This window comes from Lutibacter sp., assembly GCF_041562875.1.
GTDB lineage: Bacteria > Bacteroidota > Bacteroidia > Flavobacteriales > Flavobacteriaceae > Lutibacter.
Genome location: NZ_JBFFOE010000060.1, coordinates 1 through 15,240, shown reverse-complemented (window position 1 = coordinate 15,240; position 15,240 = coordinate 1). Strand labels below are relative to the sequence as shown.

General features: G+C 31.7%; 9 protein-coding genes. 4 read left to right on the top strand and 5 right to left on the bottom strand.

Annotation, left to right across the window (positions count from 1 at the left end):
• The 3 genes from ABY863_RS09240 to ABY863_RS09230 form a co-directional block, all read right to left on the bottom strand.
• The coding region (locus ABY863_RS09240) for a DUF5689 domain-containing protein (protein ID WP_372794094.1) at positions 1-1,442 on the bottom strand (1,442 nt) is incomplete at its 3' end.
• A 10-nt stretch (positions 1,443-1,452) separates the two neighbouring features.
• Positions 1,453-4,206 carry a TonB-dependent receptor domain-containing protein gene (locus ABY863_RS09235; protein WP_372794092.1) on the bottom strand — a complete coding sequence of 918 codons (2,754 nt, stop codon included), beginning with the start codon at positions 4,204-4,206 and terminating at the stop codon, positions 1,453-1,455.
• 158 nt (positions 4,207-4,364) lie between these two features.
• Complete coding sequence (locus tag ABY863_RS09230; protein ID WP_372794090.1) at positions 4,365-8,981, bottom strand: lamin tail domain-containing protein; 4,617 nt, start codon at positions 8,979-8,981, stop codon at positions 4,365-4,367.
• 250 nt (positions 8,982-9,231) lie between these two features.
• Here ABY863_RS09230 and ABY863_RS09225 point away from each other — a divergent pair, with 250 nt between their 5' ends.
• The gene (locus ABY863_RS09225) at positions 9,232-10,275 is read left to right on the top strand and encodes an endonuclease/exonuclease/phosphatase family protein (protein ID WP_372794088.1); all 1,044 of its coding nucleotides are present in this window, start codon (positions 9,232-9,234) and stop codon (positions 10,273-10,275) included.
• A 38-nt stretch (positions 10,276-10,313) separates the two neighbouring features.
• On the opposite strand, the gene recJ is transcribed toward ABY863_RS09225, so the two are convergent.
• Positions 10,314-12,011 carry a single-stranded-DNA-specific exonuclease RecJ gene (gene recJ / locus ABY863_RS09220; protein WP_372794086.1) on the bottom strand — a complete coding sequence of 566 codons (1,698 nt, stop codon included), beginning with the start codon at positions 12,009-12,011 and terminating at the stop codon, positions 10,314-10,316.
• Positions 12,012-12,046: 35 nt separating this feature from the next.
• A complete protein-coding gene (locus ABY863_RS09215) occupies positions 12,047-12,466 on the bottom strand; it encodes an OsmC family protein (RefSeq protein WP_372794084.1) in 420 nt (139 codons plus the stop codon).
• Between the two features lie 191 nt (positions 12,467-12,657).
• On the opposite strand from ABY863_RS09215, the gene ABY863_RS09210 reads away from it, so the two are divergent.
• From ABY863_RS09210 to ABY863_RS09200, 3 genes are all read left to right on the top strand, one after another.
• A complete protein-coding gene (locus ABY863_RS09210) occupies positions 12,658-13,236 on the top strand; it encodes a hypothetical protein (RefSeq protein WP_372794082.1) in 579 nt (192 codons plus the stop codon).
• Positions 13,237-13,244: 8 nt separating this feature from the next.
• Positions 13,245-14,873 carry a flotillin family protein gene (locus ABY863_RS09205; RefSeq protein ID WP_372794080.1) on the top strand — a complete coding sequence of 543 codons (1,629 nt, stop codon included), beginning with the start codon at positions 13,245-13,247 and terminating at the stop codon, positions 14,871-14,873.
• Positions 14,874-14,953: 80 nt separating this feature from the next.
• A complete protein-coding gene (locus ABY863_RS09200) occupies positions 14,954-15,235 on the top strand; it encodes a hypothetical protein (protein WP_372794078.1) in 282 nt (93 codons plus the stop codon).
• Positions 15,236-15,240 lie beyond the last annotated feature (5 nt).

Sequence of the window (15,240 nt, the reverse complement as noted above, 5' to 3'; positions counted from 1 at the left end):
CCTTCTGGAAATAATTCGTTCGCAAAAGTGGCATCTCCACTTGTAAAAACTGACACTTTTATAGTTTCTCCACAAGTTTCAAGTGTTCTAGTTCCATCATCATCTCCAGTAAAAAACGTAAAAGCTTTTCCTAATTCATTTTCAACTAATTGCACATTTAAAACGCTTACCAATGTATTTTCATAATTTGAATTTAAAACATCTGAAATTAAAATATCTGCTGGAATAATTTCAAAATTTTCTTCACTATTATAAATAAAACGGCTTATTTCTGAAGCATCAATTTTTGAAGTTTTATTGCCATTAGGAAATCCAATAGTTAAAATTCCATCATTTTTAGTCATATATAATCTATCTAACTTCACAAAAACTTTGTCACCCACATTATAATCTTCAAAAATGGCATCATTTTCAATCAAAATCTGGGTTCCTGCAGTTGGATTTTCAATAGCATCTTGAATGACTAATTTCTCTTTAAAATTTCCATCTTCATCACTTGAAACAACATATCCTTCAATAACGTAATTATTACTAACACCAAATTCAACCATAGTTCCTTCATACAAATCTCTAACTTCTGAAAGTGTAATAGTTGGTGTTAATGCATTGGAATAATCGCAACGTGCTTCTGTGAATTTCACATCATCCATATCTCTTAAATACAACTGAAAATCATCATAAAAATTTCCAAAAACTGCAATTACACTTCCTTTTCCTTCTGGAAGTAATTGATTTTTAAATTTTGAAAATCCGCTATTTCTAATAATAACTTCATCCACCAAATTACAATTACTGTTAAAGTTTTCCAACACACGGTTTACCGTTTCTGTATCTTCAACATTTGCAAACGACGAGCCTAAATCGTTTGTCTTAAATTGCACATTCTCAATTTCAATCAACATTTCTAACATCGTTTCATTCAACTCTGAAATGGTCACTTTTTTAGGAATAATTTCAGCAACTTCACACGAACGAAATAGATGATTTTTAACTTCAAAAGCCGAAATACGAGCTAATTCTCCCTCAACAGCTTGCCCAATTTGGATACTTCCAAAACTATAACCAACCGCCAAGCCTTTTAACTTCACATAAATTTTTCGCCCAACATCATATTTTGTATACATATTGGTTTCATCAATAGAAATTTTAATTGCTGAAGTAGGGTTTTCAGGTTTATCCTGTATGGAAAGTGTTTTATAAATATTACCCGATTTATCACTTGAAACCACATAACCTTCAATAATTACATCGGTATCAATAACTGTTGCGCCACCAAAGGTGTACATATCTTTTACTTGTTGAAGGGTGTTGGTTGCAGTAATTTCCGGTTCAACACAATCTACTGTTGGCTTTGAGAAATCTTGGTCTTTTACACAGCCAAAAAAGGTATTAACTAATAGAAATAAACCTATTAATTTTTGAATAGTTGTATTTTTTTTCATAGCGTTTTTTTTAAAATCTTACATATAAATTTAAATAGAATGAAGTATTGTTTCCATACCAATATTTTGGTCCGAAAATGGGTTTGTTTAATTGTTTATCTTGTTTTAATTCTGGATAATTGGCATTCCTAGATTGCTCAAAACCGCCTGTTTTAAAAAGTTCTCCCAATACATTATTAATGCCTAGAAAAAAACCAACATAATTATGGTTAATTAGCCAAGATTTTCCACCCACAAGATTGACTAAAAAGGCATCGTCAAATTTTTCTTGTGTTAATAATGAATTTACTTGTTCTTGAGTGACTTCAACTCCGGTTTCATCATCTACAAATGGTACACCATCCGTATCTGTATAAAAATTATCGGTTCGCAATAATGGAGAAATATCTAAATAATTGTTTGATAAAAAATTAGCGCTTGCCTGAAACCACCAAAAATTTGGATCACGATATTCAAAACCTAAAGAATAAGCTCTTTGTGGAGTTCCTGAAATGCGATAATCTTTTAAATAGGCAATTCCGAAATTGCTATCTTCATCAGTAAAACTTTCAGATTGAAGATACAATTGCGGATTGTTATCATACGTAAATTGCCCAAAACCTCCAGCTCCTAATAATTTAATAGTTGAAGTAACTTGGTATTCAAAACTTAGTTCTGCACCAATATTTCTTTTATCAACGCCTGTAATAATTTCGTTTACAAAATCGGCTTGATCTCCCAATAATCCTTCTGCAAAAAAGAACGATGTTTCAATGGCATCACTAAATTTAGTATAATAAGCAGTAATTCTTGATTGAATTTTTGAAGACCTAAAAATATAACTTATATCACCAGTCATTATTTTTTCGCTTGTTAAATCAGGTGTAATGTTGTTGTTTACTCTTGAATTTGAAAAAGCAGTTCTAATTGTTGGTGCATTTGAAATAAAAGCACCATTTATAGTTACTAAATGGCGACCCGTGAATTTATAAGTTAAACCACCTTTTGCACTAAAATCTGAAAACGATAATTTTTCACTTTTTCCGAAGGAATTATCCAAATAAGTACCATTCTGATACAAACCATCTCGTTGATAATTGGTAGTTTTAAAGTTCATACCTACAAAATAATCTAACTTTCTTTTGGTAAATTGTAATTGAGCAAAAGCACTAGCAAAAGAAGCATTTATTGTATAATTGTATTGAAATTTATCATCTACACTTACAATCCTGTTTGGGTTATTTAAATCGTTTTGTTGTGCATTTCCTTCTGCATATTGATCTAAATCTACAAAGCCATTTCCACCTAATAAATCTAACATATTTCCATAATTTTCTGAAGTTAAATTTTGAAAAGAAACACCCGCATTTAAATTTAACTCTTTCGCTAAAGTTGAATTAAACGTTGAATTGAAGTTAATTTGAGAATCATCCACTCGGTCTTCATATAAATAATATAAGGAATTCCCATTATTGGCATTAGCTTCATACAATTCATTCCAATCTAATTGTCCGTTTTCTAAAAATTCCTGTTCTGCTAAATACGCATTGGCGTAGTCTAAATTATCTTCAAAACGTAAATAACTGCTTGGTAAATATTTCCAATAGGTTGGATCTGGATTTGGAGCGTTAAAATACCCTAAACGACTATTTCCAATATGTCCAAACTGATAAGCTACTGTTGTTTTTAATGAAGTATTATCTTTTACGTAAAAATGACTCAACATTACAATTGGCTCTAAAATTTCTTTCATTCTAGAGTTTCGTTTATCACCTTCTTGCAATCCCCAATAAGAGTTGTATTTATATCCTTTTAAATTGTACACTTCTTGTGTATTTGGAGACGATTTTCCTCTTCTATTTGGAGCAACAAAAGCAGTTAAATTTAAACTATGATTGTTATTTAGTTTTTTTTCGGTTGCTAAAAAAGCCGCCCAAGCATTGTAAGATGCTCCTTCCAAATAACCTTCGTCGGCTATTCTACGTGAACCTGAAACAACAAAAGCCCAATTGTTATTATTCATTCCAGTAGCATAAGTTGCCATTACACGTCCCGTATAACTTTTATTGGTTGCAGACAAGGATATTTTTGAAACCTTCTGATAATCGGAAGCTCTTGTGTTAAAATTTATACTTCCTAAAATTCCTCCAAAAGTAATTTCTGAAGGCGCTAAACCGTTGGTAAAATCCTGATTTCTAAAAGCATCATTTAAACCTCCCCAGTCGCTCCATTGCGGCCTTCCATCATACAATTTATTCATTTCAATTCCATTTATTGAAATGGTTCCGTAACTTGAATCATATCCACGAACTTTAAACCAAGCTTGTCCAAAATTAAACGCAGTAGCTTTTAAATAGGCATCTTTAGACGATTGAAATAAACCAGCAATATAGTCGGAACTTCGATCTCCATCATCTAGCAAATCGTCATCAGATAAAGAAATAATACTTGTTTCTTGAAGTTCAGTTATGGAAGGATATAAAAAGATAGTCCCTAAATAATAAACTTCATTTTCAATATTAGTAATTGGAATGTTTTGCGAACTAAAACCTTCAAAAGTAATTTGAACAATTTGACTACCAATGGGAACTTTTTCAATATTAAATTCACCATTGATATTCGTTTCTACGAAAAGAGAAGTTCCCTTAATTTTAATGATAACACCTTTTAAATTCTTTTCGGAAGTTGCGTTTACAACCTTTCCTTTAAGTGAAGTTACTGTTTGCGAAGTAGCGTTTACTGTATAGCAGAGCCATACAATAGCTGTTATAACTATTATTTTCATATGCAATTTTTATTAAAAGTACTAAAAATAATTTATGAATCACGTCTGATTCATAAATTGATTACTTCTAAATTTTTATCTGAAAAAAACTATGAACAAAAAAAGAGGATAATTTTTAAAAATAATCCTCTTTTTATAAAGTTTTATATGTTAATAAGCTACAGCTTTTTAATGGCTTTTTTAATAATTATTTCACCATTAGATAATTCAACTTTAGCAATATATACAGATGTACCTAACTTAGATAAATTGTATGTTTCTGTATAATTACTTCCTTTAAAATTATAGATTTTTCTTCCTAAAATATCAATAATAACTATATTTTTAATGGTAAGGTCATCATTTATTGTAAATTGAACATTTCCATCATTTAGTTCGAAAATAACTAATTCATTAGGATTTAAATTATTAATAGGTTGACTACCATCTCTAAAAGAGATTTCAAAACGATTATTATATTCGCCAGGTTCAGCAGTAAAAGAATAATCAGATTTAGATAAATTATGATATAAATTGAATTCACTATCTTTTAAATAAATAGGTTGATTTGTTACAAAATCACCTTCAAATTTAGCTAAAGATAATTTGAATTGAGTAGGTATGTCTATTGAAGTCTGAAATCCTAAAGAAAATTTTTCTTTTAAATTAAGACTATTTAAATCCTTCCCCTGTATTGCAAACTTTTCTGAATCTCCTTCAATTAAAGAATAAATAATAGCTGCCTTTCCAGTTGGAATACTTTTTTTTGCGTCATAATAAGAGCCATCATTTGCATTTGTCGCTCCATTTACATACACTACCGTTAACTGATTGAAAACGCCATTATTTGAAGTTAAATTTATCCAAATTTTATTTTTAGGAGAACTTACTTTATTTATATCCGAAGTTTTAAAGAATTGATTATTACCCGCTTTGGCTCTCATTGAGTTATTAAAAATTACATCTCCGGTTTTTATTGTTCCACTTACAACTGTTGCACTTGCTACATTAGAAAATGAAGTAAAGAACCCTTGTCCTGAAGGAATATTTCTACTTGGTATAACGCCATCACCTCCCGCTAATTGTCCTCCACCATTTATAATTGCATAATCTGATTGTGCAAAATTTTGATCTTCATTTCCATTTGCAACATTTGAAGGAGGTGTATTATGAGACCATAAGTAAATTATGCCATCTAAAGCACCACTTGGATTTAAAGAATTTACATTTGTATTAAAAAATATATCTGCATCAATTGCTGAAGCATAAGGGTTTCCTATAAAATTGGAATTATCATCCAACAACTCTGCATCATTTCTATAAACAGGCACAGTAATAACCCCATTGTTAAACGGACCTGTAAATGTATAATCATACTGCGATAATACCGAGGATGATTGTGTTGCAGCATAACCAACTCCTGGTATCATAACATTTGCAGCAGCAGCATATTGCCATGTATTTCCATTATCATCAACTCCATCTTGACCTGGAACTATAGCATTATCATTCCCTGTTTCTTTAGTAGCATCTAAATAGTTTTGGGCATTATACCAAAATCTTCTTCCTATTGGAGAATTAGCCAAACCAACACCAATGGTCTCCCCTAAAACTGGACTACTCCAATAAGTATATTCATACCAATTATTTAAAGGCGCAGTTGTTTTATTGACTGAAGAAGTACCACCAACATTAACTGTGAATAATCCAGCATCACTATTTTGAACAAAAGAACCTTGAGTTTCAACAACTAAAGTACCGTTAATTGTAACGTCATTTTCTACTTCAACATAGGTTGAATTATCAACTGTTAAACTGAATGTATCATTAACAATTAAACTGCAAGCGATAAAACTTCCGTTTGTTCCTGTATTATAATTTCCATTAATAATTACAGTTGTAGAAATTGAAGGGGGAATACTCCAATTAGACCCATCCCAGCTAGTTGTTTGTGTAGTAACTTGTGCTGCATCACTAGAAACTGCACATGATCCATTTTCTGTTACTTCACAATAAAATTGATATCCATCAACATTAAATCCTGAAATGGTTAAATTATTTGAAGTTTCACCTGTAACTGTACCTGGAGAGAAACTTGAATTTAATACATTTGACCATCCAGAAGCAGAGCCATCATTGTATTTCCATTGATAAGTTAATGTTCCTCCGCCTCCAGTAGTTGCTGCTATCATAAATGCTACTGAAGAACAACCACTTGCATCAACTGGTTGTGTATTTATAGTTGGTAAAACTGCTGAAGATAAAGCAAAACCAAAACAAGATTCCGTTCCGTTAGATGACCAATTTACCAAATCAAATGTAGTCGCTGGTGCTGTGGCCAAAATATTTATTGAATAGATATAACCTTCATTATAAATTGTATCATAACCTGGTCTGCTAGAATGATTTTGCCATACATCTTGTATAGTTGAACCATTTAATAAAACCAATCTATCATCAATATTTATACCTCCATTTGCAAAAGTAAGGTCAGGAACTATCGTTGTACATGTATTACATATACCGCTTGAACTTACCTGAACCATAAATGTACTCTCAGCTGCAATTGTACCAGATAACGTTATTGAACCTCCTGTAAAACCTGAAGTTGGAACCGATGAACCGTAAGTAAAGTTATTGTCGAACCCAATAGTATAAGCTGATAAATCAATATCTGAAGCTGTTGGATTAAATAATTCGAAATAATGACACGAGCTAATAGGATCATCATAAATCCCTGAAAACATTAAATCTGACCAGCCAGCCGGTATAACTCCTCCCACACAACCATTGTCACTTAAAACTGTAAAACTTGAAGATGAATTTAAACTACAACCAGCTTCATTAACTGTAATTACATAACTTATAGCTCCTGTTGGAACTTCTGTTATTAAAGTAGTTGAATTTATATAAGTAACTGTTGCATTAACACCATCAAAATCTACTGTAGATCCTGCTGAAAATCCTGTTCCTGTTATTGTTACTTCACTACCTATAGGTCCAGATGCTGGTGCAAAATTGGTAATTGTATGTGTTGGCACACATGTTACTTCACCATCAAAAGTTATATTTTTTGCTGTTGCACCTGTACTAGTTGCATTTAAATTACCTGTATAAGCATTTATAATTAAACCTGTTAGTAAACGGACATATATAGTAGTTGTGTTGACTATACCGCCAGTTTGCGTTAAAGTTAATGAGCTTAAAAATCCACCACCAGGTGTTGTTGAAATTTCAAAATTAGTTGGTGCTGTTAGGTCAATGTCAGTAGTTAAATCACTTCCTGAAACTGTAAAAGTTTGTTCTGCTGATGGTCCAGATCCAAAAACATAATCTAAACCTATTAATGAATTAGCACTAACTGTAATAGTTGGTGATGTTACTGCACAATCACTTGTATGGCTTCCTAAGCTTGAAACATCATCAAGAGCTAGAATATTCCATTCAGAAGCAGAATAAGAGGTTGATGGATTTTGAACAGTATTTTTTCTTTGTAAACCTATATCTAGTGCAAAATTAGCTGAGCTTCCTATTACTCCAACAACATCAATATTTACACCTACTGAAGTTTGCAATGCAATCACATCATTACCATTAAAACCAGTTGCTGTATCATTAGATAAATCTATTGTGCCTGAGGTAGACCCTGAATTTGCTATAACATATGTAGTATATGCTGCTAATGAACCTGATAATGCAGTTGTGCTACTTGCTGTAACACTTCCATTTGCAAATAATGCTATTTGATAATTTGCTAAATCAATAGAAGATGACGTAGGGTTGTAAAGTTCTAAATTTTTATTAGTTCCACTACCTTCAATATATTCTGAAATAAATAACTCCGCACATGGTGTTGGCGCAGCAGTTACCTCGCCACTTACGGCAACATTTTTTGTGGTTGCAAAATTACTATTAGCTGTTATATTACTTGGTCCGTAGGTATTTACAGCCAATCCTGATGCTAACCTTACATAAATTGTAGTTGAAGAAACTGTATTGGAAATAGGAACTAGTGTAATAGAGCTCCCAAAACCTGCACCTGAACTTGTTGAAATTTCAAAATTAGCTGGAGGTGTAAGTGTGATGTTTGCTGTTAAATCTGTACCTGAAACTGTAAAAGTTTGTTCTAGAGATGGTCCTGAACCTTCTGAGTAATCTAAACCTGTTAATGTGGTTGGAGATACTGTTATTGTTGGAGTAGCGACTGCACAACTTGCTGTGTGACCTGCATTTGCACTTCCTGTGGTATTATAGCTTACAACTGTCCATTCAGAATCTGAAGTATTAGTCCCTGCTGAAGTTGTCCAATTTGTATTAGGACTACATACCGTAGATTTCCGTATTAACCTATTGTTTACGGTTCCGTTTACAATTCCTGCAACATCCCATCCTGAACCAGGGTCTGCACCATCTGTTCCAACAGCATCAATTAAAACACCTGATTTTACAAGACCTACTGCATCATCTCCATTCCATGAGCAGAATACAGAGTCATATTCATCTGCACCAGCCGTATCAGTTACATTATTAGCAATAACAATTGTAGCTCCATTGACCAGCGTAGTTGAAGTAAACGTATACGAAGCTTTAGGCCAAGTCCCTCCATTAATTATTTTCCATAAAACATAGTTCGTTAAATTTACTGAGGCTCCTGTACCATTATAAATTTCAATATATTTACTATTATCCACAGAACCTTCTCCATATTCTGAAATTATTAAATCAGTAGTCTGCCCATACCCTGTAAAAACAGAACATAATAAAGTTATTACTAAAAAGAGGTTTTTGGGATTCATAAGGGGTATTTTTTGATTTTTTTAACAAACAAAAATAGCAAAATTATATTAAATTAGTAATTCTAAGATTTTAAGCTATTTTAGCTTAGCTTTAATTTCATTAAAAGTTGGTTGTTATATAATTTTGGCTCAAAAATTGTTAGTAAATTAGCCATTCTTAAAAACTAATTTTTAAAAAAGCATGCTAAACTTTTTTCACTCAAGAAGTTGATTAATAATGAACTGCTTGTAACCATAAAAATAAAAAAACATGAAATACTTTTTAATTCTATTTTCTTTCCTTTTTATGATATCAGGAAATCTTTTCAGTCAAAAAAACTATCAAATTAAAACCATCGCGTTTTACAATCTTGAAAACTTGTATGACACTATAAATGATCCTACAAAAAATGATGAAGCAAGCCCAATGATGGAGCTTAAAGAAAATAGAACTGCTGTTTATTATAAAAAATTAAACAATATGGCAAAAGTACTTTCTGAAATAGGAGTCCAAGAAGCAAAAAATACCCCTGTTATTATTGGGGTTGCTGAAATTGAAAACCATAAAGTGCTGGAAGATTTATTACACACAGATTATTTGAAAGACAAACAATATGGAATTATTCAATATGATTCTCCCGATTTAAGAGGAATTGATGTTGCTTTATTGTATCAAGAAAATTATTTTAAACCTGTACACCATGAAGCTTTTGAATTAAGATTGTGGGATGAAAATGGTATGCGAATTTACACCAGAGATCAATTATTAGTATCTGGTTATTTAGATGATGAATTGATTCATGTGATTGTAAATCACTGGCCTTCAAGAAGAGGTGGTGAAGAAAAAAGTAGATCTAATAGAGAAAAAGCAGCGTATTTAAACACTCAAATTATTGAACAAATAAAATTAACCGATCCAAACCCAAAAATAATTATTATGGGTGATTTAAATGATGACCCTACAAATTCTAGTTTAAAAACTGTTTTAAAAACAAAAGCTATAAAAGGGAACGTAAAAGAAGGTGATATTTATAATCCAATGGAAGATATGTTTAGACGCGGGCAAAACACATTGGTTTATAGAGATAATATAAATTTGTTTGATCAAATTATGTTTACTTCTCCATTGTTAACTACAACAAAAGATTATTCCACCTATAAAATGTATAAAACAAATGTTTTTAATCCTCAGTATTTAACCACACAAACTGGAAAATATAAAGGGTATCCATATAGAAGTTTCTCAGGAAGTAATTTTATTGGCGGTTATAGCGATCATTATCCTGTGTATATGTATTTAATTAAGGAAAATTAGATTTTAAAACACATAGACAAGCTCAGTATGCCATTTCATTATTCTTCTTCAATATCTTTCAAAAGTAATTGTAAAGAAGTATTCCCATTCCAATGGTTTTCGTCAATATTAAAAACAGCTTTAAATGAATTCCCATTGGTTGTAATTTGATGTTTTTCTCCCATACTAAAACCTATAGCATTGTATGTTTTTTGATTTGAACCTTGAAAAATATTCAATTTTAAATGTGTTTCATCAACTCCCACTTTTTTGCCATAACCGTTATCGCGTAATCCTCCAGTCATAAAAGCTGGCTTCATATTTTGAGGCCCAAAAGGTTCTAATTGTTTTAGTATTCTGAAAAATTTTGGTGTTACTTCATCTAAACTAATTTCTGCATCTATAGAAATTTCTGGAGTTCTGAGTTCTTCAGGTAAGGTGTTTTTTACAACTTCTTCAAACTTTGCTTTAAAATTTTCATAATTTGATGGTTCTAATGTTAAACCTGCAGCATATTTATGTCCACCAAATTGTTCAATAAACTCTGAACATTGTTCTAATGCTTCGTACACATCAAATCCTTTTACTGAACGTGCTGAGGCCGCTAATTTATCGCCGCTTTTGGTAAAAATTAATGTTGGGCGATAGTAGGTTTCAATCAATCTTGAAGCAACAATACCAATTACACCTTTATGCCAATTTTCAGCATACACAACTGTTGAAAAATTTTCTTGTTCCTTATTTTCTTCAATTTGTTGCAATGCTTCAATAGTGATGGTTTTATCTAACTCTTTTCTGTCTGTATTATTTTTTTCAATTTCAGAAGCAAATTTTACAGCGGTATCAAAATCCATTTCAGTTAGTAATTCAACAGCATAATTTCCATGTTTAATTCTTCCTGCGGCGTTAATTCTTGGAGCAATCATAAAAACAACATCTGTAATTGTAAATTCCTCTTTTTTCACTTGTTGAATCATAGCTTTAATACCAGTTCTCGGATTTTGATTGATTACTTGCAATCCGAAGTAAGCCAAAATTCTATTTTCACCAGTTATTGGAACAATATCTGCTGCTATTGCAGTGGCTACCAAATCTAAATAAGTAACCAAATCATCAATTGTTTGATCTCTGTTACTTGCCAAAGCTTGCACTAATTTAAACCCAACACCGCAACCACATAATTCTTTGTATGGATAATTACAATCTACTCTTTTTGGATCTAAAACCGCAATAGCATTTGGAATTTTATCTCCAGGTCGGTGATGATCACAAATAATAAAATCAATGCCTTTTCCCTTGGCGTAATTTACTTGGTCAATGGCTTTAATTCCGCAGTCTAAAGCAATAATTAAGGTAATACTATTGTCATCGGCATAATCAATTCCCTGAAAAGAAATACCATAACCTTCGGCATATCTATCAGGAATATAAGTGGCAACATTTGGGTAAATTGTTTTTAAATAAGAAAAAACTAATGAAACCGAAGTAGTTCCGTCAACATCATAATCGCCATAAACTAGTATATTCTCCCCTTTAATTATAGCTTTTTCAATTCGTTCAACAGCCTTATCCATATCTTTCATTAAATATGGATTGTATAAATCACTTAAACTGGGTCTGAAAAAAGCTTTGGCTTCATCAAAAGTTTTTATACCACGATTCACTAATAATTTAGCCAATGTGTTATCAACTCCCAATTCAAGAGCTAATTTTGAAGTAATTTGAGGATTCGTTTCTGGTTTTAATTTCCATCGCATAGCATTGCTTTTTCCTCAAAAGTAAACAAATTATTTTATTGCGCTATGTAAACTATTTCGTGAGAAATATTTGAAAATTGACGGAACATTTCAAAAACACCACAATAACGTTCAACTGAAAGGTTTACAGATTTTTCAATTTTATCTTTTTTGAAGTCACTACCATAAAAACGATAAATTACATGAACTTTATCATAAATTTTAGGATGCTCATCAGTAAGGTTTGCTACAACTTCAATTTTAAAATTCTCAACTTCAGCACGCATTTTTTTTAATAATGAAGCAACATCCATTGCAGAGCAACCTGCCAATGCTGTTAACATCATTGCTTTTGGGCGTAACCCTTTTCCTTGTCCGCCAACATCCTCAGCGGCATCAATCATTACACTCCCTTCAGGTGCAACAGATTCAAAAAGCATATTTCCTTTCCAACTAACTTCAATTTTGTTTGTCATAATTTACTTTAATTATTTAAAAATTCAAATTTAATGGAAAATTAGTCTTTATACAGTAACATTCTTTACAATTTATATACTAATAAAATGTATTCAATTAATATTTAAAAATCTATCTTTTAAATAGGTTTAATTTTGTTAAATTTCAATGAATAGTGGTATATTCGATAACTCCTTAAAATTGTAAAACTATGAAAGAATTTTTTACTGGAATGTCATCTTTAGAACAAACCTATTGGATTATAGCCTTAGTTGGTTCTGCTGTATTTCTCATCATTTTTCTATTAACTTTTATTGGTGGTGGTGATACTGATATGGATGCTGATGCTTCTGATTTTGAAGTTGATGATGGCGGTGTTGGATTTCAGTTTTTTACCTTTAAAGGGATTGTTGCTTTTTTTACCATTTTTGGTTGGTCAGGACTAACCTGTTTAAATAACAACTTGTCTACAACTGTAACTCTAATTATTTCTTTTATTGCTGGTATATTAATGATGGTTATTACAACATCTCTCTTCTATTGGATGCATAAATTAGCAGAATCAGGCACTTTACAAATGAAAAATGCTATTGGTGTTATTGGAGAAGTTTATTTGCCAATTGGAGCAAAACGCTCTAAAATGGGGAAAATACAAATTAAAGTACAGGGAAGCTTACGTGAATTAGAAGCGATAACTGATGAAAGTGAAGATTTAAAAACGGGCACCATGGTAAAAGTTACCGAAATTGTAAGTGCCGAATTATTACTTGTTGAAACAATATCTAAATAAAAATAACTATGAATTTATTATCATTATTACTACCCTTGCAAACTGGCGTAACAGCCGTGTATTTAATTGGAGCTATCATTTTTATAGTCGTTGTATTTTTCTTTTCTATGATAAGGAGATACAAACGTTGTCCTTCAGATAGAATTTTAGTTGTCTACGGAAAAACTGGTGGTGGATTATCTGCCAAATGTATTCATGGTGGAGCGTCATTTATATGGCCAATAATTCAGGATTATGAATTTTTGGATTTAACCCCTATGTCTATTGAAGTAAACTTAACAAATGCTTTAAGTAAACAAAATATTCGTGTAAACGTACCTTCACGTTTTACAATTGGTATTTCAACTGAACCAAGCGTTATGCAAAATGCTGCTGAACGTTTATTAGGTTTAACTTTAGATGCTGTAAAAGATTTAGCACAAGAAATTATTTTTGGTCAGCTACGTTTAGTGGTAGCTTCTATGGATATAGAAGAAATTAATTCAGACAGAGATCAATTTTTATCACATATTACACATAGTGTTGAAGCCGAATTAAAAAAAGTAGGTTTAAAATTAATCAACGTAAATATTACAGATATTCATGATGAGTCTGGCTATATTGAAGCATTAGGAAAAGAAGCTGCTTCAAAAGCTATAAATGACGCTAAAGTAACTGTTGCTCAAAAAGATAGAGATGGTGCAATTGGGCAAGCTCATGCGGTTCAAGACCAAAGAACACAAGTAGCAGATGCCTTAGCAAAAGCAATGATTGGTGAAGCAAACGCAAATCAAAATGAACGTGTTCAGGTCGCAGATATGGTTGCAACAGCAATGATTGGAGAGGCTAATGCAAATCAAAAAGAGAGAGTGTTAACAGCAGATGCAAGAGCAAAAGCAAAAATTGGTGAAGCTGAGGCATTACAAATTGAGCGTATTAAAACTGCAAGTGCAAATGCAAAAGCGATTGAAGGAGAAAACCTTTCTAAAATTGAAATTGCTGAATCGGATGCATTAAGACGTGAACGAGAAGCAGAAGCTGCAAGAAGAGCCATAGCCACTGAAAAGGTACAAGCCGCAAAAGCTTTGGAAGAAGCCTACGCTGCAGAAAAATTAGCTGAAGATGCAAGAGCAAAACGAAAAGAAGCCGAGCAAGGTGCAGATATTATAGTTCCTGCTCAAATTGATAAGCGTAAAATTGAAATTGATGCAGAAGCTCAAGCTGAACAAATTAGAAGAATTGCAAAAGGTGAAGCCGATGCTATTTTCATGAAAAAAGAAGCAGAAGCAAAAGGTATGTATGAAATACTAACCAAACAAGCCTTAGGTTTGGAACAAATTGTAAAAGCTGCTGGAAATAATTCAAAAGATGCAGTGTTATTATTAGTTGCAGATAAATTACCAGAATTGGTTAAAATACAAGCTGAGGCAATTAAAAATATTAAGATTGATAAAATTACCGTTTGGGAAAATGGTGGCGGTAAAGATGGTAAAACATCAACTTCTAACTTTATTTCGGGAATGTACAAAGCAGTACCACCTTTACAGGAAATGTTTAATATGGCTGGTATGCAATTACCAAATTATTTAAAAGGTGAAGCTATTGAAGATTCAAAAAAAGAAGACACTTCAGATATTGCAGAAGATAACAACGCTTAAAAATTTATAAAATATTTTAATTATCACATACTCTATCCCTAATAAATTAGGGATAGAGATTCTAAAACTACGTCTAAAAAATGAGTTCAGGAGCTGGCCATATTATGGATATGATGAACAGAATAAGGCAAAATGCTGCTTTAAAAGTTTCACGTAGAAATAAATTTAAAGGCGGAAATAAATATTCAAACACTGTTGTTAAATCTGAATATGATTTTCCTGAAGTATCAAATTCCGAATTAGAACGTATAAAAACAAAGATTAGAGAAGAAGCTTCAAAAGAAAACAAAAAACGACGAGTCTATTTAATTTTCTTTGCTGTAGCAGTTCTAGTAGTTTTTATAATTTTTAATTATTATTAAATAGG